General features: G+C 52.4%; 21 protein-coding genes and 1 tRNA gene. 12 read left to right on the top strand and 10 right to left on the bottom strand.

The window, feature by feature from the left end; translation table 11 throughout:
* The first annotated feature begins 118 nt into the window (after positions 1–118).
* The 4 genes from KJZ99_02160 (at position 119) to KJZ99_02175 (ending at position 6,092) form a co-directional block, all read left to right on the top strand.
* Complete coding sequence (locus KJZ99_02160; protein ID MCL4304693.1) at positions 119–934, top strand: hypothetical protein; 816 nt, start codon at positions 119–121, stop codon at positions 932–934.
* A gap of 113 nt (positions 935–1,047) precedes the next feature.
* Entirely contained in the window at positions 1,048–3,933 is a 2,886-nt protein-coding gene (locus KJZ99_02165; GenBank protein MCL4304694.1) for a T9SS type A sorting domain-containing protein, read from the top strand.
* Complete coding sequence (locus KJZ99_02170) at positions 3,930–4,985, top strand: T9SS type A sorting domain-containing protein (protein MCL4304695.1); 1,056 nt, start codon at positions 3,930–3,932, stop codon at positions 4,983–4,985. The genes KJZ99_02165 and KJZ99_02170 overlap by 4 nt, the downstream gene beginning before the upstream one ends.
* Before the next feature lie 24 nt (positions 4,986–5,009).
* Entirely contained in the window at positions 5,010–6,092 is a 1,083-nt protein-coding gene (locus KJZ99_02175) for a site-specific integrase (GenBank protein ID MCL4304696.1), read from the top strand.
* 677 nt (positions 6,093–6,769) lie between these two features.
* Here KJZ99_02175 and KJZ99_02180 read toward each other — a convergent pair.
* A tRNA-Leu gene (locus KJZ99_02180) sits at positions 6,770–6,853 on the bottom strand.
* 97 nt (positions 6,854–6,950) lie between these two features.
* Here KJZ99_02180 and smpB point away from each other — a divergent pair.
* Genes smpB through KJZ99_02210 form a run of 6 tightly spaced genes read left to right on the top strand, consistent with a single transcriptional unit; the run spans position 6,951 to position 11,999 of the window.
* Positions 6,951–7,421, top strand: a complete 471-nt coding sequence (gene smpB, locus KJZ99_02185) for an SsrA-binding protein SmpB (GenBank protein MCL4304697.1) — start codon at positions 6,951–6,953, stop codon at positions 7,419–7,421.
* 33 nt (positions 7,422–7,454) lie between these two features.
* On the top strand, positions 7,455–8,450 hold the full coding sequence (locus KJZ99_02190; protein ID MCL4304698.1) for an FAD:protein FMN transferase: 996 nt from the start codon (positions 7,455–7,457) through the stop codon (positions 8,448–8,450).
* 26 nt (positions 8,451–8,476) lie between these two features.
* Complete coding sequence (locus KJZ99_02195; GenBank protein MCL4304699.1) at positions 8,477–9,457, top strand: glycosyltransferase family 9 protein; 981 nt, start codon at positions 8,477–8,479, stop codon at positions 9,455–9,457.
* Entirely contained in the window at positions 9,447–10,691 is a 1,245-nt protein-coding gene (locus tag KJZ99_02200) for a hypothetical protein (GenBank protein ID MCL4304700.1), read from the top strand. The genes KJZ99_02195 and KJZ99_02200 overlap by 11 nt, the downstream gene beginning before the upstream one ends.
* Positions 10,688–11,332, top strand: a complete 645-nt coding sequence (locus KJZ99_02205) for an energy-coupling factor ABC transporter ATP-binding protein (GenBank protein MCL4304701.1) — start codon at positions 10,688–10,690, stop codon at positions 11,330–11,332. The genes KJZ99_02200 and KJZ99_02205 overlap by 4 nt, the downstream gene beginning before the upstream one ends.
* Positions 11,325–11,999, top strand: coding sequence for an ATP-binding cassette domain-containing protein (locus KJZ99_02210; GenBank protein ID MCL4304702.1), 675 nt, complete (start codon positions 11,325–11,327; stop codon positions 11,997–11,999). Before KJZ99_02205 ends, KJZ99_02210 begins: the two co-directional genes overlap by 8 nt.
* A 54-nt stretch (positions 12,000–12,053) precedes the next feature.
* Here the strand turns inward: KJZ99_02210 and KJZ99_02215 are convergent, their stop codons facing one another.
* From KJZ99_02215 to KJZ99_02240, 6 genes are read right to left on the bottom strand one after another with little or no spacing between them, the layout of a single operon-like run.
* Positions 12,054–13,937, bottom strand: coding sequence for an oligopeptide transporter, OPT family (locus tag KJZ99_02215; GenBank protein MCL4304703.1), 1,884 nt, complete (start codon positions 13,935–13,937; stop codon positions 12,054–12,056).
* Between the two features lie 16 nt (positions 13,938–13,953).
* Positions 13,954–14,832, bottom strand: coding sequence for a glycosyltransferase (locus KJZ99_02220; GenBank protein MCL4304704.1), 879 nt, complete (start codon positions 14,830–14,832; stop codon positions 13,954–13,956).
* Complete coding sequence (locus tag KJZ99_02225; GenBank protein MCL4304705.1) at positions 14,829–15,800, bottom strand: hypothetical protein; 972 nt, start codon at positions 15,798–15,800, stop codon at positions 14,829–14,831. Before KJZ99_02225 ends, KJZ99_02220 begins: the two co-directional genes overlap by 4 nt.
* Positions 15,797–16,777: a glycosyltransferase family 9 protein gene (locus tag KJZ99_02230; GenBank protein MCL4304706.1), complete on the bottom strand. Its 981-nt coding sequence runs from the start codon at positions 16,775–16,777 to the stop codon at positions 15,797–15,799. The genes KJZ99_02225 and KJZ99_02230 overlap by 4 nt, the downstream gene beginning before the upstream one ends.
* An 8-nt stretch (positions 16,778–16,785) precedes the next feature.
* Complete coding sequence (locus KJZ99_02235) at positions 16,786–17,553, bottom strand: glycosyltransferase family 2 protein (GenBank protein MCL4304707.1); 768 nt, start codon at positions 17,551–17,553, stop codon at positions 16,786–16,788.
* Positions 17,546–18,664 carry a glycosyltransferase family 4 protein gene (locus tag KJZ99_02240; protein MCL4304708.1) on the bottom strand — a complete coding sequence of 373 codons (1,119 nt, stop codon included), beginning with the start codon at positions 18,662–18,664 and terminating at the stop codon, positions 17,546–17,548. The genes KJZ99_02235 and KJZ99_02240 overlap by 8 nt, the downstream gene beginning before the upstream one ends.
* 93 nt (positions 18,665–18,757) lie before the next feature.
* Here KJZ99_02240 and KJZ99_02245 point away from each other — a divergent pair, with 93 nt between their 5' ends.
* Together KJZ99_02245 and KJZ99_02250 are read left to right on the top strand one after the other, a co-directional pair.
* Entirely contained in the window at positions 18,758–20,251 is a 1,494-nt protein-coding gene (locus tag KJZ99_02245; protein MCL4304709.1) for a bifunctional metallophosphatase/5'-nucleotidase, read from the top strand.
* Positions 20,248–20,679, top strand: coding sequence for an arsenate reductase ArsC (locus KJZ99_02250; GenBank protein ID MCL4304710.1), 432 nt, complete (start codon positions 20,248–20,250; stop codon positions 20,677–20,679). Before KJZ99_02245 ends, KJZ99_02250 begins: the two co-directional genes overlap by 4 nt.
* On the opposite strand, the gene dusB is transcribed toward KJZ99_02250, so the two are convergent.
* From dusB to KJZ99_02265, 3 genes are all read right to left on the bottom strand, one after another.
* Complete coding sequence (gene dusB, locus KJZ99_02255; GenBank protein ID MCL4304711.1) at positions 20,676–21,662, bottom strand: tRNA dihydrouridine synthase DusB; 987 nt, start codon at positions 21,660–21,662, stop codon at positions 20,676–20,678. The two genes, KJZ99_02250 and dusB, sit on opposite strands and share 4 nt — an antisense overlap.
* Before the next feature lie 86 nt (positions 21,663–21,748).
* Positions 21,749–22,540, bottom strand: coding sequence for a methyltransferase domain-containing protein (locus tag KJZ99_02260; GenBank protein ID MCL4304712.1), 792 nt, complete (start codon positions 22,538–22,540; stop codon positions 21,749–21,751).
* A gap of 106 nt (positions 22,541–22,646) precedes the next feature.
* On the bottom strand, positions 22,647–24,311 hold the full coding sequence (locus KJZ99_02265) for a glycosyltransferase family 39 protein (protein ID MCL4304713.1): 1,665 nt from the start codon (positions 24,309–24,311) through the stop codon (positions 22,647–22,649).
* Between the last annotated feature and the right edge of the window lie 81 nt (positions 24,312–24,392).

Genomic DNA, 24,392 nt, shown 5'->3' on the forward strand with positions numbered 1-24,392 from the left:
GCGCACTACGTCCAATCGATCAAAATGATTGGCCAGCAAACTGGTGACTTCCATCATGCGTTCTTCATGCTTTGACGTGTTGACCACGCCTAAATTCCCTAAACTTCGGAGCACGTTTATGCGTATTCTCATGCTGTGCCTTATGTTCTCAATATCTGTTTCTTTTGCTGATACAAGGGTCGATATACAGGTTGGTGGCGTTTCCTCTTCATCATGTCCCGAATCTCGCGCATCGGGTATTCTGGCAGGGTCTATTGCTACAATTGCCGTTACGGTAATACCCGCGAATGCTTCAAACGAAGAAGTCCAAGGAGATGAGAAGAACAATAGCCCTGACTGGATAAATCTTGAATTTTCATACAGCTCTGAGCAAGGAACAGAGTTTACACCGTCATCAGAGTTGTACAATACTCTTAATCCACAGTATTTTGTCAAGAAGTCTTCGGCGAGCTATGCGTTTGAGAAGTGGATTTACTTCTATGATATTCGAATTCCAGAATCATTCGCCGAGAGAGAGTTTTGCGTCAGAGCTGTAATCAATCAACCACCCTTTAGTAAGCTAATCGAACGAAGGTCAATGCCAAGCGAACCGACGCGTTGCGTGAGTGTCTCAGGAATCTGTTCCGATGAAGACCGGAACAATATGCTCTATTCTTATGTCTGGGCTGCAAAGAACGCTGGAGACTATGAAAGAGCTGTGGAGCTTGCCGACTCACTTGTCGAATCGGGCTGGAGATCAGATATTGGCTTGTCGGTCGCCATAACTGCTGCAAGCGCACTTGGCAACTATGAAACTTGTTTACGTTTCATGGACATCATGTACCAAACATACGGATACATCGATATCAGTGAGGGCCCCCCAGTTCCGCTGAGTCTCGATCGCTATAACAAGCGAAGAGTGAATTTGCTTCAAAAGATTGAGCGACATCGATAGTGGGGAATAGACCTATGTATTTAAAAACACTAACGATCCTCATGATATGGTGTTCGATTGCCACCGCCACCATAAGTCTTTCAGAAGATACAACGTTTTTCGGCATACCGGGCATGAGCGAATTGTCAACCGAGTGGTTGATGGAGGTTTCCGACACTACGAAGATCGGTCTGATTCATCCTGTGGATTTCGAAGTACTGAAGTTGTCACCTGCAGACTGGCGGCTCGTGGCGCTGCAAGCAGATTGCACGCTTTTTACTGCATTTCCAATTGACCAAGAGAACGGAATAACAAATGACGATATTGCCATGTCCGGTAGTGCTCCGAGTGGTTGCCGCTACGCGACAGCAATGTGTGTGATGACCACAGATGAACTCTTCAACTCAAGTTCGGACCGAATTGCCGTAACGTTCAAGGTAGGTGCGAAGATCGGGATTTACAGTTTTGATAAGTGGACTAATGAGCTGTCGCTCGAAAGCAGCTTTTCGAACATGGAAATCACGCGACCAATTGGTATCTATTGGGCTTTCGACAATTTCTTCATTGTAGACGAGGACAGCCAGACGATCTACCGGACGGACGAGTCGGGGAATATTCTTGGGCAGTACGGACAGTACGGGATTTTCGATGACGGCTACCGCTGGATCAGCGATATCTGCGGATACATCGACTCGTCAAATGTCGCACAGCTTTATGTCAGTGACGGCGCAAACGAAAGAATAGACCATCTTACGGCGACTTCAAGCGACAGTACCCTGCATCTTGAGTCTCAAGCAACCTCAAAGCCTATCGACACGCTTGGCATAAACCTGCATGAAGCGGTGTTTATCCCATACGTAGGAGTGGTCGGATTAAACCGATACAGCCAGCGATTGTACTATTGGGACGGAGCGGAAGATCTTGATGCGTTAGATCGTGACGATCTCTTTCTGACGTTTGACGCCATACATATTCGGGAATTGCTCGGCAGATTCTTGGTTGTAGAATTCACAGACACCAATCATGTTGGTTGGAAAGTAACCTCATTCAACGTCGAAGGCGCGTCTTATTCGAACCCCATCTCTTACCCCGACACGCACTGGACGGCGGCGATGTCGCCGGTTTATGTGACGGACAAGATCGTCATCGGAGCCGGTGAGTATTTGACGATAGATGCAGGGGTTGAAGTTTTGTTCGATGCGGGAACGTCCATTCGAGTTGATTCCGGTGGAGTACTTTCGGTTAACGGGACTTCGAATGATTCCGTCAGATTTCACAGCATGGATAGCGGGGAAGCATGGGCTGGGATTTGGATCGAAGGCGGCCGGTTGACCATGAGCTACGCCAGAGTCATGGACAGTGATTCCGCTTGCATCTGGACAGATGCTCCGGACTCTGTATATATCAATAGTTGCACGCTTGTAGGCAACAAAATGTTAGGCACCAGGGGGACAGTCAGGCTCACTGGAGCGCCCTCGAAGACCCAGTACGTAAAGAGTTGTGTGATATCGGGAGAAGCTACAAACGGGATAGGACTTTACGCACACAACTGCACGGTAAAAATCCAAGATGTAAAGGTCCGCAACTGCTCGAATTCTACCGCTCAATTTCTGGCAGTCACTGGAAATATAGAAGGTTGTACGTTCGCTGACCAACCAGACAAGTATGGGATATTGTTTGCAAATACCGGGACGACTCCGAATTTTCAATGCTGTACGTTTGAGAATATTGCACCTGCTACCGGAACATGGAAAGCGACCATTTATGCGGCACTTGGAACTGCGCCCACATTTGGCAATACCGGTTCAAGTAGTGGCGTCAGCAACGTGCTCAACGACAGCAGCGATTATGTTCTCAGGATGTCAGGCTGGACAGTCCTCCCGATTATACAGTCAGGAGGAACGGGACCGGGCGGCAGGAACGACTGGTATCAGCGCAAGGCTGCTGGGAAGTACATATCTTGGGGACCGCCTTATCCAAATCCACTGACTGCATACCTCGCGAAAGATCAATACTGGAACAGAATTCCAGTCGACACGTTAGACTTCAGCCCGAGCAATCCTGCATATTTTGCCTTAGGTTCGCCACCTAATGATCCATGGGATCTTTGCGGGGGTAGCGAATCAAGCATTATTCCCACGGGAGAACGAGCCACAAGCTCACTCGATGACGACCCCGATGAATTTGATTCTCTGTTTGCGGTAGCGATGGCAGCGGAAATCAACGGGGATTATCGGTCAGCACAAGATCTTTTCTACACCGTAGCGACGACAGGAGAAGACTTTCAGTTGGTTTGGCAGGCGACGACACATATCGTGTCCACACAAAGGGCGCTTGATCCAGGGTCAGGCGAGGCTTGGATTCCATCGCTAATTGATAGTCTGATAATGGCCGACAGCTCGGTCTACTCAAGCTGGCTGTATGGGAATCGCCTACTTGCAAGTTATCGCCTTGCGAGGGAAGAATGTTCTGAAGCTATGAGTATATGCTCTGCTTTACTGAACAGCGGACTTCCCGAGGTGGACTCGATTCTCGTGAGCATTGACTTGCTCGGCATTCAAATGGCAGTAGGTTTTGGTGACGGAGGAGGAAGCCTTGATGAATCTGATTTGTCATTTGTGCCTTCGCAGGTCAGGTGTAACTCGGTGGACGACGCAATTGCGAAACAAGCTGCATTGTTTGATATCTTGAATGGAATCGACGCAGAGAGAGGAGATGACACGGAGCTGCCAACTATTCCAACAGCATATCGCCTATATCAGAATTACCCAAATCCGTTCAATCCGACAACACAGATTGAATTTGACCTCCCTGCGCGATCACGGCTCAATATTCGGATCTACAATACTTTGGGGCAGGAAGTAGTCACGCTCAGAGATGCGACCTACCCCGCCGGTCACCACGTTGTATCGTGGAATGGCAAATCGAATACTGGCGCTGATGTTGCGACAGGCCTTTACATTTATCAGATGAGAGCTGGACCGTTCACCAATACAAAGAAGATGGTTCTACTAAGATGACCTCGCGTTGGATGCTTTTCACTCTCTGCTCGTTGTCAATAAGTAATGTATTGGCGCAGATAACCATCACCGAATCAAGTTTAGCTGGGATTGGAACTTCGTTAATTCAGCACGGTACGGGCGGAGTGGTTCCCATAGACGTTGGACTACCGGGTGAAAATCAAACATGGGACCTTTCGGATCTTGGATTTCAGTATGCGTGGGGTAGTGACATCATAAGCCCCGAGGGGACACCTTTGGGGGAGCTTATTCCGGACGCTGACTTCTGTCGTCGCGATGAACAAGCAACGGGATTCATAACTTACTATTTCCGCCGCGATCCGGGCCAACTAATAGCGGTGGGAAGCGTTAGCGGCTTAGAGGACACAACAGCTTATCCGTATGACCCTTTTGGCATTGTGCTACCACTTCCACTTTCATACGAAACGCCGACGTGGACAACCTTGGTTGAGTACTACCTGGAGTTCGACCCAGGATTCGGTGTCACGTTTCGAGATAGTGTGGTGAAAACTGTCGATGGATGGGGTTTGTTAATCACGGAATATGGCACTTTTCAAACATTGAGGATGTTCGTCCATTCCTGGGGCATTATGACTCTGACGGGAATGCCTGCAGATACATTCGAGGGTGTTTCATATGAATGGCTGGATGTTTATGGCAACAGACTTGCATTGGTTGGCTCAATCGATCCAGATCCCGAATTCGAGATGGGATATGCAGAGATCGCTGAGGTTGTTAATATCGTTGCTGTTGAGTACGTGAGTCCCGTAGTAATCGATCATGTTCTTTTGCAGAATTATCCAAATCCGTTTAACAGTAGCACACAAATTGTCTACAACTTGCCAAACTCGGCGCACGTTTCCGTGGTTGTGTACGATCTGCTTGGGCGCGAAATCATATCTCTGTCAGAGGGGCCACAGCAGATTGGCAGTCACCGCATTACGTGGGACGGACGTGCAGCAGACGGATTGAGTGTTGCCTCCGGAGTCTACGTGTACCAAATCAAGACCCCGAACTTCACAGATGCGAAGAAGATGGTGCTGATTAGGTAATATGAATACCGTTGCATTTTAAGCATGTCGTCCCTCTACAAGCGCAAACTAAAGAATCGCACAGTCTGGTACGTAAATCTCAAGCTTGCCAACGGCAAGCGCAAGAGCATTAATACCGGCTGTGAAACGAAGACGGCGGCCAAAGATGTAGCCGCCGAATTTGAACGCAAGATACTGCTCGGCCTCGATCCGCTTCCGAAGAACTCGGCACGTGGGCTTTTGCTAAATGATGTTTCAGCAGAGTACCTGCGGGACAGACGCGAAGCTTGGGGACCACGCACTAGTGTTTTGCACGAGCATTCGCTCATGCTCCTCCAGAGGGAAATCGGAAACTTGTCCGTAGTAGAAATCGGTGAACAGCAGGTAGCAGCGTATACCGCTGCAATTCGGACTGGACGTTCACCTGCTACGGTCAACATTGACTTGCGGAACCTCAAAGCCTTTCTGCGGTGGTGTAAGAGTCAATACAAACTGACGAATTGGGATCCGCCACGGATCCGGCAGCTTAGGCCGCCAGAGCGCCAACACAGGGATTTCTACACCATATCCGAGGCCGAAGCACTTGTTCGCGCCGCCACCGCCATTGAGATCAATGGTGAATCGTTCGGCCGATACATTGCCATGTTACTGCTGACGGGAATGCGCATGCGCGAGGCTCTGGGCCTGCGATGGGCGAACATAAGCCAAGTCGCTGGCGTACTCACGCTCTCCGGGACAAAGTCTGCGAGACCTGAATCCTTACCGATAACGCGGGAGCTGTCTGCCCTCTTCAATTCATGGCAAGAACGGCCCGAAGCAAGGCCGCTGTTCGGCTTTTCAGCTTGGTCTGGACACATTACTACTTGTTGGAGACGATCCGTTCAGAACGCAGGGATCAGGCCCCTGAAGCTTGATAATTGCCGAGACACCTACGCCGTGAACTTGCTATTGGAAGGGATTCCTCTTGCCGTTGTGAGCCGCTTACTCAGGCATTCCAGCATCACGGTCACGATGCAGAACTACGCCGGTTTTAGCACCGAAGACTTAGGTCACGCTTTAGAAAATGAAAAACCCCGCCAAGAAAGGGGGGCATATTTCACCGCAATACTACGGGGCCTTCACAACTGATTGTTTTACATATTTCTATGCACGCCTTCTAAGCTGAGGGTTCCGCGTTCGAGTCGCGGTGGGCGCACATTGTAAAAACAGGTATTTAGATGCCTGTTTTTTGTCTATTTGGCAACGCTCGTGGCGAACAAGCCCTCCAAAAGAGAAAAGTGCTTGCAAGATTTAGAAGATACGGTCTCACAGTCAGAATAACAAGCCCAGGCTTTTCAGGCTTCCGGTCCGGCGTCTCGCTCATGCTCAACTATCCCCGTTCCCCAGCGGTCATCCTGTGAGGATACTGTCACAGTGGTGTCCCCATCCAAGCAAAGGCTAACGGACGGCATCACTTCCAAAACTCAATTGACCCTTCAACATCCTCCAACCCCAATTTGCCCAAATGTTTACAACATTTTTACGAAAACTACTTGACTTTTCGTAAATATTGTATTATATTAGCACCAGCTAACCAACCAAAGCACCGAACCGGAGGAACCGGGCAGACTGGCCAACTGTGGCCCGCCCACGCTTCTGTGCTCTGATGACTCAGCAACCACCTCTCGTCTTGAACCAACTTAAGTAACTCCGACCGCGGGGCGAACACAAGCCAGCGCAATACAGACGAATCCCCCTATCTCCCTCCACAAAAGAACGGCGGCCCGTTGCCGAGCCGCCGCTATCCCTTAGCAAACAATATGTTGTGCAGGAGGCGGGACTCGAACCCGCACGTCCCGAAGGACACTAGTACCTGAAACTAGCGAGTCTACCAATTCCACCACTCCTGCAAGGAACCGAAATGATAAACATTTCCGGTGCCTTTGTCAAGCTGCCTCCCTCCTCTTCCCTTGCCTTTCCTCTGGAAATTTGTTACTTTAGCAGGTCATGGAGGCAAGCGATTCCGTGAAAATCGTGGCCCAAAATCGCAAAGCGCGCCATGACTATCACATCATTCAAACCTACGAAGCAGGGATCAGCCTGCTGGGAACCGAAGTGAAGTCGGTCCGCGAGGGTCACGTCAACTTGCGTGATGCTTTCGCGCGCGTGCAAGACGGTGAAGTGCTGCTGTTTTCGCTGGGCATCACCCCGTATCGCAATCGCGGCTACACGGAAGTCGATGAACGCCGCGTGCGTAAGCTACTCCTGAACCGGAGTGAGATTCGCAAGATTCAGCGGCAGGTTTTGGAAAAGGGTTACACTCTCGTGCCCCTCCAGCTCTACTTCAAAGGACAATACCTGAAGGTCGAGCTTGCGGTCGTGCAGGGTAAGCGGGAATACGATAAGCGCCAGACCAAGGAAGAACAACAGGCGAAGCGCGAGATTGACCGCGAAATCAAGAAACACCGCCAGCGTTAGACAGAAACTCAGACATATATCGCGAGGCATGCTATGAATCGTTGGGCAATACTGCTGGTTTTAACCGTTGGCTTGGTCGCCGGTTGCAAGTCGGCTCAGGATAAATTTCCCAGTGAAACGCGCACGGTCTTTGGCGTGCCGGTGACCGTAACGATCTTTCTCACGGATGCAAAGCCTGAAGATGTCAAGTCCGCCTACGACGATGTCTTCAACACCTTGAAGTGGTACGAAGCCGCGGTCTTGCAGGCCGGCACTCAGAATCAGCTTGCCAAGATTGCCGGCGGTGCGGGGCACGAATCAGTCCCTGTAGATTCGTCGGTCTACGACTTGCTAATGCGCGGGCTTCAACTTAATGATCTCACCGGCGGCGCATTCGACTTGCGTCAAGGGCCTTTACTGGACGCCTGGTTGAGCGGGAGCACTCCCGCCAAGCCCGAGCAGGCTTTGCTTGACAGCGCACTCAGTCTGATTAAGACGGGCGGCATGTTCGTGGCGGGACGATCCATCTTATTGTCGAGGACCGGAATGCGATTTGACGCACGCGGTTTTGTGGATGCGTGGGCGATTGATCGCGCGGCCGACAAGCTCGTGAAGCGTGGTTTTGCCGCCTTCGAAATCCGCACACCGTACCTCGCCCGAATCGTCGGCATGCCTGTCAATACCCAAAGTCGTTCAGTCGAGCTTTCAGACCCGCAGGGCAATGAAGGTCCCTGGGCGAGTCTCGCGATGACGCAGGGCGGAATGGCCTACCTGCCTGCCGCTTCCGCAAAAGACGCTCTTGGGCAAGTGCGGTTAGTTCTCGATCCCCGCACAGGCGAGCAAGCTACTGGCGGCGCGATCGTACAGGCAAAAGATTGCGCCACCGCCTACGGTCTGGCAGTCGCCATGGCCGTTGAAGGCAGTGCGGCGAAACTCTCCGAGAAGGCACAGAGCGAACTAATCGGCAGTATCAGAATATCGGGCAGCAAGCCGAACTATTCCGTGACGGCAGAAGGCTCGCTGAAAGACCGTCTCAAGACACTGAACTAAGTTTGTCTGCCTCAGGCAGCATATTAGTGATTCGCCTGTCATCGTTAGGGGACGTTCTCCTCTGCGCAGTGGCCTTGCGTGCGCTGAAAGCCAGATTTCCCGAATCCGCCATCCACTTTCTGGTCGCCTCTGAATTCAAGGAAGCCGCGGAACTGCTGCCGGCCATAGACAAGATAATCGTTTTTGATCGCAAAGAAGGATGGCGCGGCCTGCTCAGGCTGCGCCGTTTACTTTCCAGGCGTTACGAGATGATTGTCGACTTGCAAAACAGTTGGCGCAGCGCATTCCTGCGGGTCTTTTGTTTCCCCTTGATGTGGGCCAAAGCCACCCGCTATCGCCTTCGCCGCTGGGTCTTGATTAAATTTAAGCGCAACTTGTACCGCAAAGTCGTTCCTGTTCCCTTGCGTTACATCGCTGCCATTGAGCAGTTCGGAGCAAAGGATGATGGAAACGGACTTGACCTACAGCTGAGCGGAACTCCGGACGCGGTTGCTTCAGAAAATAGCATTGTGCTGTGCCCCGGAGCCAAGCACGCGACCAAGAGATGGCCGACGGAGAATTGGCAAAAAGTCGCCATCGAGTTGCGGAAGCGCGGTCTTCACGTTATCGTATGCGGAACTGCCGCGGAGGAAACGGCGTGTCGGGAGATTGCTGGAAGTGGAGAGATCTTAATAGACGTGCCTCTCGACAGGATTGCACACAAGATGCGACGGGCAAAAGCCGTAATCACCCACGACTCGGGACTCATGCACTTGGCCTGCGGCAGCGGTGCGCCCGTTCTGGCGCTTTTCGGGCCAACCGTGCAGGAATTCGGCTTTTATCCATTTCGGGCCAATTCGCGCGTAGTGGAAAACACGTTGCCCTGCAGGCCGTGCCACGCCTTTGGCAGCGCGATATGTCCGAAAGGCCACCACGACTGCCTGCGCCTGACGACGCCGGAGCGTGTCATAATAGAACTCGAGCAACTTATCTCGACTCCTGAAAGTTCCATTCCTGATGCTGGCTAAAGCTCTCTACAATGCCCTCATCTATCCATTGATAGCCGGTGGAGCGTCGATCGGCGGCCTGCTTTCCGGAAAACTCAGGGAAGGACTTGAAGGCCGCTTGGGATTGACTGAACGCGCACAACGATTTCGTTTTGAACATCCTGATGCCAGGATCGTGCTTTTCCATTGCGCTTCTGCCGGAGAACTTGAAAGCATCAAGCCTATCGCCCTCGCCTTTCGCAAGCGTGAGTGGCTTAGCGCCGTAAGTTACTTTTCTCCATCAGCAAAGTCATCACTGCGCGGGAGCGAATTCGACTTTGCCGATTACAGCCCGCGAGATTCCATCCGTTCGGCCGGTGGGTATCTCGGCGCACTGAAGCCGAACCTTGTTTTGATCAGCAAACACGATGTATGGCCAAACATGGTGTGGCAATCGAGGCATTTAGGAATTCCAATTTGGTTGATCAACGGAAACTTTCACGCGCGGTCAAGCAAGCTCTTTCCCGTGCTGAAGGGCTTTCATCGTGCCATTCATCGTGAACTGACCGGTATACTCACGGTTTCGGAAGACGACGCGCGCCGCGCGCGACTGATCGCAGGCGACTCGGCCAATGTGATAGCCGTAGGAGATTCCCGATTCGATCGGGTGCTGGCGCGGGCACGTGCAGCAGCCGCACCGGAAACAGCTTTGCTTAAGATCCTTGAAGGCAAGCAGGTGCTGGTTGCGGGAAGCACTCATGAAAAGGACGAGCATTTACTGCTCGCCAGCTTCGCCGAGCTTAGCAAGTCCATTCCGAATCTGCACACTTTAATCATCCCGCATGATCCCTCAGAAGCCGCGTTGCGGCGGATCATTTCCATTGCCAAGACTCACGATGTCGCGACCAGCGAGTTGACTGACTCCTCCGATTCGATCAACGTGTCGGTCATAAATCGCTCCGGAGTCCTTGCAGAACTCTATCAGGTCGGTCATCTTGCATACGTCGGCGGCGGATTTGGTCGGGGCGTGCATAGCGTGATCGAGCCAATGGCGCACGGACTCGAGGTGGTGTGCGGGCCAAATATGGGCGTGTCTCGCGAAGCACTTGATGCTCAGGCCGCGGGATTGCTGGGAGTCGTGGACAGTCACTCAAGTCTCGTAAGTCAGGTTGTCTCGCGTATGTGTGGTCCGCGCAGATCAGAAGTGCATGACTTTATCACTCGCAGGAGCGGCGTAGTCGACAGGATTCTGAGCATTGTGCTCCCGCAGACATGAATGTCTTGAGCCTCCGAGATGTTTCCGCAGGTTACAATGCAACAGGAGACACGCTAAAGGCATGTTCTCTTGATGTCGCTTTGGGCCAGCGAATTGCTATCATCGGCGAAAACGGTTCGGGGAAATCCACCTTGCTTCGCGTCGCCGCAGGATTACTGAAGCCGACTGCCGGAACAGCTACGTATCATGGCACAAGAAACCCTGCCTTCCTTCTGCAAAACCCCCGACAACAGCTCATCTGCTCGACGGTGCGTGAAGAGATTGAGTTTACACTGCGAATGCAGGGAAATTCTTCTGAAGCAGTAAAGTTGACCACCGAATCGCTCCTCAAGTCATTCTTCCTTAACGAGATCGCAGAGTCCAGCCCGCAGTCACTTTCCGGTGGACAGCAACAGCGTGTTGCACTGGCGGCGTTGCTGACTCGCGAGTCCGAACTGCTCTTGCTCGACGAACCCGAGGCGTTCCTCGACGGAGTCTCCCGCCGTGAATTCAGACAATTCTTTGCGGCGCATGTACGTTCATCAGCCGTTTTGTGGTCATGCTGCAGAGAATCGGAAGTGCCACCGGGCTTTGAAGTCCGGATTCTGCGAGACGGTGCACTTAGTGTTGGAACTGCAACGGTAAACAATCGCAATGGCTGAGCGAGCCTCAGTTGTTGCGGACCGAGTGTCCTTCAGCTATGCCGATGCGAATTGGATTCTGCATGATCTCAGCGTCCGACTGATCGCAGGAGAAGTTCAGTATATCGTCGGCCCTTCCGGTTCAGGCAAGACGACTTTAGCATTGCTGATCGCGGGAGTCTTGACTCCGCAGCACGGGGAGATTTCCCGCACGCCCGACTCGCGTTCTGCGGTCGTCCTGCAGTTTCCCGAGCAACTTTTCCTGTGCGATAGTATTTCTGATGAGTGGCGAATGCTGAACGATCGGGAACGCCTTACTGCATCGAATGCACTTCACGGGTTTGGGCTTGCACTGGATACGGAAAGCGATCGCTCTCCTCACGATTTGTCATTCGCAGAGCGACGTCTTCTGGCAATCGCGATGCTTTCCGCGACAGAGGCTGCCACGCTAATTCTTGATGAACCGACGCTTGGGCTGGACGAGACGCACTTACGACAATTTGCGGCTTGGCTGTTGACGAGTGTCATTGGAGGAAGACTGTGCCTTGTGATCACACATGACGAAGACTTGATTGAGCGCTATCCCGGAAACGTGTCGATTTTGAATGACCGGAAGGTGGTTTGGCAGGGTCCATCGAGCGACTTTTTGATCGACGAGAAGTTACGAACGCAAGCAGGCTTTGTTTAGTACGCGAGCGGCCCGTCCAAAGACGGGCCGCGACTACATTACGACGCGTCGTCCTTACCGCGCTGCACGCCACAAAGCGTAAAGGAGGAAGGCATAGGCACAGATCGTCACCGGCAATTCTGCAACGCCGAGCAAGCCTGAGAACATTTCCAGCGAAATCCCGACAGTTGCAAGCAATGCGAGCGCGATCCCAATAAGCGCCTCACCGGCAATCAGGCCGGAGCTAAAGAGGATACCGCCATCTTCTGATTCTGAGGCTGAAGAACGGCGACGCACAACCACACTTATGAGCGCGCCGGCCATAATTCCGACCGATAATCCGACGGGGAGATACAGGCCGACTGCAAAGGCAAGTGACGTCACACCGAACAACTCCACAATAGCCGCCAGAAACATACCGAAGAAGATCAGACTCCATTGCAACTTTCCATCCAGCACACCTTCAATCAGGATTGCCATCAAGTTGGCTTGCGGGGCCTGCAGAGGACGCGGGTGAGTAGCATCCTGTACAAATCCGTAAGTGCTGCCCAAAAGATGAACCACCCAGCCAACCACCAAAGCTCCAGCGACAATTCCGATGAACTCGGCAATCTGCTGTTTTCGCGGAGTCGCGCCGACAATGAAGCCGGTCTTGAGGTCCTGTGAGATGTCGCCTGCCATGCAGATCGCCACACAAACAACCGCACCTACCATCAGTGCGGCGGCCATTCCTTCAGGACCGCTGATTCCGTTCGCCACGAACAGCAACGAGGTACCAAGCAGCGTCGCGATAGTCATGCCGCTCACCGGATTTGACGAAGAGCCTACCAGCCCGACGATGCGCGAAGCCACCATGACAAAAATGAAACCGAAAACCGCGACGAGCGGAATGATCAACGGGACATGCGGCGCAAGGAGCCAAGACAGCATCGCGACAACCGCAGTTCCGATGAAAACGACGCGAGGTGGCAAGTCCTGGTCTGTGCGAACCTCCGCGGCACCGTTTCCTGACGCGCGCTTCTTGAGTCGCCCAAACGAACGAAACAGAGCGGGCATCGCTTTCAACAGGCTGAAGATACCGCCCATCGTGACTGCGCCCGCGCCGATGTAACGCACATACTGTGAACGAATCGCGTCACTGGGCATTGACGCGATCGGGTTCACCGTTTCGGGGAATATCGGACTCAATGCTGTGCCGCCAAAAAACGCGATCACGGGAACAAGCACGATAGAACTCATCAGACCGCCGGCCAGCATGATTGAGGAAACACGAATACCAATGATGTAACCTACACCAACAAGAGCGGGGATGGCATCAATTCCAAGATACGCTTTGGCAGGGGTCTTCAGATAATGTGTCAAGGACTCGCGCAAAACTGCGGCACCGGTGAGCAATTTGTAGCCTGCGCCGGCCAAAAGCCCCCAGAAAACCTTTTGCGCGTGGACTCCACCCTTTTCGCCGGCAATCAGCACTTCGGCGCACGCGGTGCCTTCCGGATAGGGCAGGGTTTCATGCTCGTCGCGAATCAACATCCGTCGCAATGGAATCATCATGAGAATTCCGAGCGCACCACCGATCAATGAGATGTAGGCGACCTGCGCAATTCCCGGGATTTCGATTCCCTTGCCTGTGGCACTCCAGATATAAAATGCAGGAATCGTGAAGATGATTCCTGCAGCAAGCGACTCGCCTGAAGATGCCACAGTCTGGACGATGTTGTTCTCAAGAACCGTTCCCCCACGGAAGAGCTTTCGGAGAATGAACATTGACATCACCGCCGCGGGAATCGATGCGCTGACAGTCATTCCGACATAAAGGCCGAGATACGCATTCGCCGCTGTAAACACAATCCCCAGCACGGACCCCAGAATAAGCGAGCGCAACGTCATTTCGACCATACTTGTCTCGGCCGCGACGTATGGGGTGAACGGTTTCTTTACAACTCTTGTTTCTTCCATTATACTCCCACGTTGCCTATCCAAGTGAGTGTTTCTTGCTCATCGCCACTGCTTCAACCAAGGCCAGTCCGACAACACGGTCAGAGCTTAGTGTTGCTTTCACCCTATACCATGCGAGTCCGAGCGGCAGGAGCGACCGACTCATATCTTGAGCGTGTCGAATTGAGAATATGAACCGATTTCGCCATGTTATGCGCCTGATTGCTTCGGAACTGCTTGAGGATCTGATTGCACCTTCCGTGCGATGCAAGACTGCTGACTCAGAAAGGTAACAAACATCCCAACCCTGCTGTCTCGCCCTTTCCGATAAGTCGACATCCTCCCAGTAGAAGGGATGAAACAAATCGTCAAATCCACGCAAGTCTGCAAACATGCTCTTTCTGAAGACCGAGTGACCACCGACGGCGTAGGCCGTCTGAAGTATGGGCGAGCTATCTGCTACACCCGACGTTTGTGTGTGAAGGACTTTCGCGATACCGCACCTCCACACCAGTCTCTTCGGTCCCTCGCGTGTCACTCCATCTTCATTGATTGATCGGAGCGAAAGTGCGAACAGCTTCTCGTTTCCAAAAGTCTCGACAATTTTGTTACGAGAATCTGAGACCAGTTCCACGTCATCATTGAGCAGCAGAACCAGCGGCGAGGCGGATGATAGAACCGCATGATTTGCCGACGCAACAAAACCCTTGTTCTCCTCATGAACGATCCATCGTTCAATCGAGAACTCCTGTTTAAGAGCTGTGCACACGGCACCGTCACCGCTGTCGTCAACGACGACTGTTTGCGAGAGCCATCCAGGGTCTATCGCCTTTATTGAGGCGAGACAGCGTCGCAATCTGTCCACATTTCGGTAGGCGGGAATCGCAATGCCAACGGACAATCCGGACTCGTTCATGGAATGAGTACCGGCGCTTCGGATATCCATTCGCGCCAAGCGTCTACGGTTTGGTCTCGCCACGCGGGGTAGATCCTCAGGGCATCATACAAAGGTCGCCAACGAACGCGTTCCTTTTCATAAATATCATGAGGTGAGATCACGAGACCGGGACGTTTACAGGCGGCGGCAAGATGAGCCGGCCCGGAATTAAATCCCACGAAAGCTGCTGATCGGGACACCAATGCAATTGTGGTTCGAAGCGGAAGGTCAACTGCCACGAATGAACGATCGTACTTCTTCGAAATCAAATGAGCCCACTCCATTTCAGACGATCCACTTCCTATCAAGACAACGTTCCGCTCGCCGCAGGTCCGGGCAAGAAACTCAGCAAACACTTCGGTTCGCATAAACTCTGCGCTGACGGTGACACCGCCATAATGTGCGCAAACGAAGCCGCCCTGCTCGAGGTTGTGTTTCGCACACCACTCTTCCGCCTTCAAATGGTCCTCGTCGCTCAGAAATACCTCAAGTTCATCGCCTTGCGTTGTTCCACCGATTAGTTCGACAAGTCGAAGATTCAAGTGAGCGACATGAGTTTGCATGTCATACGGACATGTTTGATTCAAGAACGGCGCCTTGCCATTGGTCTTGAAACCAACGCGCACTTTCGCACCGGAGAGGAATGCGATCAATCCGTTTCGATAGAAACGCTTAAACAATATCGCATGACTTGGCGCGGTTTTCCTCGCCTTTCCAACTATTCTTAGAAATCCACTAAGTCCTGCATCCTGACCGCGTTTCTCATAGACCAGCAACTCGTCGACGTAGGGACAATGAAACAGCAAGTCTCGACCAATCTGATCCACTATAATCGTAATCGGAGCATTCGGGAAAGACATGCGGAGCGCGCGCAGCGCGGGTACCGCCATAAGAGTGTTGCCAATGGATCCATTTCGAAAGACGAGAATCGAAGCAGGATCTTTCATGCGCGTTCAGCCTCAAACAGTCGAGTCGTTGCCTCCGCAACCTCTTCCACACCGCTTTCGTCCACTGATACGAAGGCAACGTGTCGCGGATTATCAGGAGGTGTCCAGTATTCTGGGGGATCATTCCTAAACATTGTGACAGTTGCAGTCCCAACTGCACACGCCAAATGCTTGGGACCGCCATCGTTTCCGATGAAAACGGTCGATTGTTTGAGAACAGCGGCCAGCTCACCGAGATTATCACACGCGATAACGCGCTCCAGAGAAATATCAGATGTTTGCGCGAAGGCAATCATCTCCAGCTCTTCGGCCTTACTGCCAACTACCAATAAATTCTCGATGTTCCGCGCCCGCAGCCTTCTGACAAGCTGCTGAAACGACTCAAGCGGCCACCGTTTGTAACTTCTTCGACTTGAGATGTACAGAGCGGCTGCTCCATGCTGTGGTAAACCTGCCTTCTTCCACACCTCGTTTGCGAAAGCCTCATCGCTGTAGTTCAAGACAAAGTCAGGGAGAAGATCGGTCGAAGAAGCTCCCAGTTGAGCCGCCAATAGCATTTTATGCGCGGCACTATAAACTGGATTACCAGCATTCTGCGGCTCGACATGATGAGTGAAGAACCACTTGCGCAGGCCAACGGCGAACCCGACACGCAGTTGTGCGCCACTAAGCAAGCTTGCCCACGCAGATCGAGGATCAGAAAGAAAATCGACGGTGGCCGAGGGGACTCCAGAACTCCTTGCCAGCTGAGCAAGCCGAAGAGAGTTTGGAGATTTCGCGCACACCACGACACTGTTAATGTAAGGTAAATTCTGAAACACTCGCGCGACTTGCGGCTCTACAAGAACTGCCAAATCACGATCTGGGTACCGATGCTTCAAGGCACGCAAAGCAGGCGTTGCCAGCAAGCTGTCGCCCACGCGTTTGAAAAGTAAGGCAACAATCGCACCGCGGGTATGCTCAGTGATGACCGTCATACGACCATTCAGGCGAATACGTCCCTGTTCGACAGCTCACGCAGATATGCATACTTCAGAAAGACATACATGGCCTGTCCGTTCGCGATTGCCAAACCGTAGAAACCATCAAGCACACCAAGCTGCAATATGTAACAGCGAAACCAGCCCCAAAGGGGTCTAAACAGCAGGTCGGTCACTGTTGCTTTGCGCCCAGCTTGGAGCATTGCACGTGCAGCCGCGCGAGCGGACCCGAAGTTCTTTCGCATGTGTTCTTCAACACTGCGATATGTATAGTGCAGCAGGTCTCCTCTTAATCTCGTGCGTTTCACTCCATGAAACTCCACCACAGGGTGCGGTTCCAAGCCTGTCCAACGTGCCGCACTCTTACGATAAAGAAACGTGCGCCACTGCGGATACCAGCCGGAGTGATTGATCAGTTTCCCTGCATAAACGCCGTGGCGATTGATTTCGAAGGCATCGAACACAGGGTCACGCTCGAACGCGCGGATAATACTTGCACGCAACTCCTGAGTAACTACTTCGTCTGCGTCAACGCAGAGTATCCACGGCTGCGTCGCATGCTCAGCACCGAAATTCTTCTGATCGGCGTAACCCGTCCATGACCGGTAAAGCGTTGTGGCGCCAAATGCCTTGGCAATCTCGAGCGTGCGATCTGAAGAACCGGAGTCGACAATGACAATTTCTGAGCAGAAGTCAGCAGCACTCAAGCACCGCTCAAGGTTTGCCTCTTCGTTCAACGTAACGATGAGCAGCGTGATAGGCAGCTTACCCATGGGTTTTCACCACCTTTTCGAAGAAACTGACGGTTTGATTGACCTGACGCTCCAGTGTGAATTGGCTCTTTAGCAGATTGTAACCGCGCGAACCTCGGGTCTGCAACTCCTCACGATTGCGGATCACGCTCTTAAGAACTTCTGCAAGCTCCGCCGCGTTGCGACTATCTACAACCCAACCATTCTCTTCGCGAATCACTTCCGGGAGGATGTTCACGTCAGTCGAGATCACCGGCTTCCCGTAGGCCATGAATTCCAGCGCAATCCGGCAAACGGCCTCGCTTCGAACTGAAGTAATTATTCCCAGATCAATGTCAGTGATCAATCGTCGAACATCGGACACGCGAGGCACGAACCTTAGCACGCCTTCCACGCCTCTTGCCGCCGCCAATTCACGTAAATGATGCGCGCTTCGCTCACGGCTATCATCACCCGACATAACGATCACGAAACATGCGCGTTCAGATTCCTCGAGGAGAGCTAACGCCTCAATCAGCAACTCCTGCCCTTTTTCCGGACTCATACGAGCGATGATTGCCGCGAGGATCTGGTCACTCTTCACGCCGAGCTTTTGTTTCCAATCGTCGGTCGGCACCGTCGGGAATCTCTGTATATCTAGTCCCGGCAAAATAACCGTTTGTTGCACTTGTGTCAAATCGAACACATCGAGATAGCGTGCCTGCGATGACTTAGTTGAGTAAACTATGGCATTCGTCTTTCGCTCATGCAATCTGCGGTTGAACCAATTTCGCTTGGGAGAGCGCGGTTCCGCTACCGTGCGGACGAGCGGCAATTGTCCTTTCCTATTGGCGATTGCGAGTAACAGGTGTCCCGGTGGACAGTGAGGATTCAATACATCCGGCTTAAGCGATTGAATTGTCCGCCTTAGCATGCTTACCGCCGACAGCAGTTCAAAAGGGTTCTTCGTGTGAAAATCAAAGTCCGAGTTGCAAGGCACTTCATCAGCAATCGCCCACTCGGCGAGTGGCGACCCGCGTTGCGCAAACATAATCACTTCATGCCCCGAGGCCATGAGTCCGCGAGCCAAGCTGTGCGCGTACCACGCCATCGCGCTGGCAAATCTTACGTGGCAAGTCAGGAGGACACGCAAGGGTAGGCTATCGTCCTTCTTGCAAACAAGGCTGAACGGGCTTGAAAGTCACTTCAGGGAGTCGTAAATTAGGAAGGTGAATATGGAGGCTAAATGAATGTGACGGCGCTTCTCGCAATCGTACTCTTTATTGGGTGCGTTGGTCGCCATGAACTTACCATTCTGCATACGAATGACATTCATGGCCGCTTCGCCGCGGAGCGTGCACACTGGCGCAGCGACTCCGCCGCAGTCGGAGGATTCGGAGCGTTATCAGGCGCGCTTGACAGTCTGCGAAACGTTGACGAACATGTAATTTACGTTGACGCGGGCGACGTGATGACCGGGAATCCAATCTGCAATTTAACAGTGGACGGGGTTAAGGGTGGCGCGTTACTCGAATTTCTTAGACTTTGCCACTGCGATGTCGGTTGTTTGGGAAATCACGAATTTGACTTAGGGGCCGATCACGCTCGGAGATTCGCGAAAAACTCAAAGGTCGAGTTATTGTGTGCCAATCTTCTCGAAGACTCAACAAACACACCCCTTTGCTTTGAATACAAGATACTTAGGCGAGGGAAGCTGCGAATCGGTGTGATTGGACTACTGCTCAATGACCTTGCCGGTGTAACCTCCAAGCAGGCACTTGCGCCCTTTACGGTTTTAGACATCGCCGCCACCGCTCAATCGACTATTGACAGGATCGATGACCAGTCAGATCTGATCATTCTGCTCACACATAACGGCCTGGACGAAGACATCGAGCTTGCTCGCTATGTGAGCGGGTGCGACATTATCATTGGCGGACACAGTCACACAAGGCTTCAGGAACCGCTGATTGAAAATGGCGTGATCATCGTCCAGGCAGGATCCTATTTAAAAGAGCTTGGCGTGCTCAAGGTAAGCGTGTCGAAAGACCGCGTCACGAGCCACCAGGGGACGCTGATTGAGTTGGTAGCTGATAGATTCAGTCCCGACTCTGCAGTCGCGGCATTGGTATCGCGCTACGCTTTGGAAATTGAGCACGAGTACGGGCAAGTTATCGCTGAAGCAGGCATGGCGCTTGAACGCCGATACTCGGAGTCAAGTCCGCTTGGGAACTTGATTTGTGACCTGATGCGCGAGCACTATAGAACGGATTTCGCGTTCACCAATTCAGGGGGATTGCGAAAAGATATTTCGCAGGGGAACATCCGGAAGTTGGATTGCGTAGAACTAATGCCATTCGTGAACTCCGTCGCTCTCTTCTCCGCAACGGGAGCGGAGTTGTTGCGCTTTGCAGAACGGCAGGCCAATGCGCAGCAGTCGGGCAAGTCCGAAATCCTGCAGATGTCCGGCATCGAAATCAGCTACGACGTCCAGGACGGGACGATCTCCCAACTTGAAGTAAGCATCAATGGAAATTCCGTGGAAGCAGACGCAATTTATCGCGGCGTTTCGATAGATTACGTTTTGATCGCTCAACCCGAGAAATACCTCGGTTTCACACCGCAGGATGTTGAGGGAACCGGAATCCTGTTTAGCGACTTTCTAATTCAAGCATTTTCAGAAGCCGCCCAGCCGCTTATGGCTGTAGACGAGCCAAGACTAACTCAAAGGAACAGATGACACACAAGCCAGTAGTTCTCGTACTATGCACCGGCAATTCGATGCGCAGTCAAATGGCGGAAGGACTACTCCGTCACGACTTAGGTGACCGCATCGAAGTTCACTCCGCAGGGACACACCCAAGCTACGTACACGAAAATGCAATCTCCGCACTTGCCGAAGTAGGTATCGACATTAGCCGTCAACGTTCCAAGAGTGTCAATGAATTCATTCACACGCAGATCGACTTAGTTATAACCGTCTGCGACAGCGCGAGAGAGAACTGCCCAAACTTGCCGGGTGCGAAGCGAACCGTACATCAGCCTTACCATGACCCGTACTACTTAAGTCCGGGCGAGGACCCCAATCTCGTTTTTGCCGAGTTACGCGACAAGATGCGCGCCGAATTGAGCGAGATTGTGCGACGCGAACTGGATCTCGAAAGTTAGCACCAGACAGGGGCTTCGTCGAAAGCCGACAGCGGCCGCTCCACGGGTAGATCAGGCAGGGATTCGAAATACTCGTGCATCTCGGCGAACACTTCTGCAGGATCGAGAAGTGACATCGCTCTCTTTTTGAAACGGGCGGAAGCATGCAGGCCCTTTGCGTAGGCAAGCAGGTGCTTCCTGAACTCCAAGACAGCCCGTCGGGGTTCCGGGAAGAACTCGATCATCCATCGCAGATGCTGTTCTGCCGCAACCAGTCTCTCGCGCGGCGTCGGGGGGTCGCATGGAACACCAAGTCGCAACAGTTGATCAACCTCGCGAAAGATAAATGGATAGCCCATAGCACCGCGTCCGATCATCACAGCATCGCAACCAGTCGCATCGATCAATTCCTTGACGTCTTCGGCTCTCCGCACATCGCCGTTGCCAATGACGGGGATTCGCACCACGTTCTTGACCTCCCCGATCCACTCCCAATGCGCGCGCCCTTGAAAGAACTCGTTACGCGTCCGCGCGTGAACCGTCACCCAAGCAGCTCCTGCGTTTTCCACGGCACGCGCAACTTCGACAGCGTTCAGAGAACGGCGGTCCCAGCCGGATCGAATCTTCACGGATACGGGGATGTCAACAGCCTTGGCAGCCGCTTCAACAATACGAGCCAGCAGGCTCACATCTTTCAAAAGTGCCGCACCGCCTTGATTCAAAATTACTTTCTTGACGGGACATCCGAAATTGAGGTCAAGTCCATCGGGGTCGAGTTCTCTTAAGAGCCTCGCAGCATCAGCGGCCTGTTCAGGTGAAGTTGCGAAATACTGAATGAAATAGGGACGCTCTTCCTTGGAAAAGCCCGCCATCTTGCGGGTTTTCTCATTCTTGCGCCGAACTCCTTCACCGGAGAGCATTTCCGAGAAGACGACACTCGCACCAAAGCGACGCGAAATTCGTCTCATCGCAGTATCCGTCCATCCTGCCAATGGTGCAAGCACAACGGGACGCTCAAGCCGTATCGGCCCGAGTTGAGTCGTTAGCGATTGGGAAAGTGCACTTTGGCTGGTACTCTCGTTCAAACGAATTACTTGGGTTTGTAGGCTGTGACTATCATTTCCATCGAAAACCACTGCAGCGGTTGCGGTGGAGTGTACCACGCGCCGTAAGCCTGCACATCCTCGAATCCAACCATTTCAAGTAATGACTTGATCTCGGGCATCGTATAGCAGCGTATCCCGTCCTGCTCAGGGTTCTCGCCTTCCATAATGATGGTTCCGTCCGGACAGGCGAGTTCCCACGAGCCACCCAATCTGCAGCGCTCGGGATCGAAGTCAGCGCGATGTAAGAGGATGCCTTCATCACATTCAAGCCACTCTGGTCCCAGGTGGTTTGTCAGTGAGTACGGATGCTGTCCAGTAAGCAGCAGCTTGCCGCCGGACTCTAAGGCATCAAACATGCGATGCAAGCTTTGGACGTTTTCTTCATCTGTCCCAAAGCCGAAGCTCATGCCGAGCACAACGACATGATCGAATTTCTCATGTACAGTCAGCGTCCGCATATCCTGAACCTCGAACGTCGCCGCCACACCCCGCTGCTTGGCAAGTTTTTTTGCGTGCTTGATGAGAACAGGTGTAATGTCAACACCATGCACATTCGCACCGCGCTCAGCTAAGAGAACGGCTTGAAATCCAGCACCACATGCGAGATCCAGAACTTTCTGACCCTTCTTAATCCCGAGAACTTTCCAGCAGAAGTCCACAACCTGCTCACTCTTGAACTCGGCGGCATCGTCGCCACCAACCAGCCGAATTCGCCAGAATTCCGCCCAGTACTCGTCCCAGGTTCGTGCGACTCGTTTGAACTCAGTCTTCCTCATATTTCAGTCAATAGTCGTTAGTTAAATTCTTCCTGCGCACCAAGGCGTTTGGGGGTTCGTCACTACCCAGCAGCGAATTTCTCCAATGCAATTGCCCACTATTCTGCTAAGCTTGTCGCCTTAGAATCTTAATTGAATTAGTGGCCGTCCAGGGCAGCCAAGTGGCGAACTTGACTTCATCAATGACCTCAAAACCCTTTAGAGGCCTAAAAGTGACCGCGTACAAGTCATCACGCACCCACCACCAGCTCTTTCCGTCCTTATGCTCAAATTCGCGGTCAAAAAAGTGCATACCATTGTATTCAATACCACCGTCAATCACGTCAGGCGTTATCCCCATCCTGGCTAATCTATCGAGGGCTTCCCAGCGTGCATCGTTCCACGAATGATAGTCGTGCGTGGATGCCACAGAGAACGTCAACAAGACAAAGCAGGCAGCGACAGCTGCAGGGACCCTAAAGCGTGAGTAAGTCGGCCTCCTTGAGTCACTGAAAGTTATTGAGAAGATTATCAAGATAAATGGCAGCAGTTGAAGCATGAAGCGATCAAAGAAACCGGCAAAAATAATCACCACCACATACAATACGGAAAACGCGATTGCAAACACGAAGAACGCATCTTCGGCAGACGGCTTAAGAGAAACAGTCACGATCCTTTCCGCAGACTTAAGCAACTCCTGGACCAGCAGGCCGCCCAGCAATACACAGATTACAGTTATTACGACCCAGAACCAGGTTGGTGCGTCAGCGGGCACATGTCCATCATTCAAAGCCACGACATCTTTCAACCGCGGAGGACCGGAACCGAAGTCATACACGATATTTCTCAAGAGTGGCATTATTTTGTTCGCCTGCAGCGTCACTGCGACCGCCACAACATACCAGATTCCAGCGACGAACATATGCCGCACCCTGTAGCCGACGAAGTCTTGTAATCCCTGAAACCGAAGTAGTAGGAGCGGCGACAAGAACAACCCAAGTGTCAGCACCAGACCAACTATACTTCTCGCCCAAAGAAGAATGAAGAGATGAATAGGTTCATCGAACCGCGCGAACATGCGATCCGAATAAATACTTCGCAGATCGGGAAATCCAAATCTTGGATAGAGCACATACTGATGTACAAAGTAGATTACGATGCAGATCAGGGAAGGCAGTATCGCTCGGCGCAACGAACGCGGATCGAAGCCGTAACGCAGCACATACGAAAACGCAAAGGCGACGGCAATCAGTGCCGCGAACTGGCGGGCAAACATGCAAATTGACAGTAGCACGCAGAACAGCAGGTAGTCACCGCTTCGTGATTCGCTCAACACTCGCTTGACTGCCAGGACGGTCAAAATGACGAACATGAGATACGTGACGTCTGTCATGAATGTCATGCTCAGATTGAAAAAGATCGGATTCGAGGCCAAAAGCAGAACAGAGATTCCGGCGAAGTAGCCACTCTTCTCATCGTGGCGAAGCAACTTCGGAAGGAAGGCCATTGTGATTAGCGCAGCAACGATACTTGAAACTCTCAAGACGGCATGCGAGAACCCGAACGTCGAACAAAACGCAGCACCCCATGCAACAATGGACATCAGCGTCATGGACGCCCAACCCTGCGCAACATCAATGACACCTCGCTCGGTGATCCCCTCTACTACTCTTGCATAACTCCAGTCGTCATTCAACGGGTATTCACCCCAAGGCGAGACAAGATACACTCCCAGCAGGAAGAGGGCGATGGGTATCAAAGTGAATAGATGCCGTCTTGCCGAGATTCGCAATGGGTATCCGGAAGGAAGAGTACTTAGTTGGAAGTCAATGAAACTCAGAGAATATAGAAACTTAGAAGGGGTAAAGCAAGC

It is taken from the genome of bacterium, assembly GCA_023382385.1.
Lineage (GTDB): Bacteria > Electryoneota > RPQS01 > RPQS01 > RPQS01 > JABWCQ01.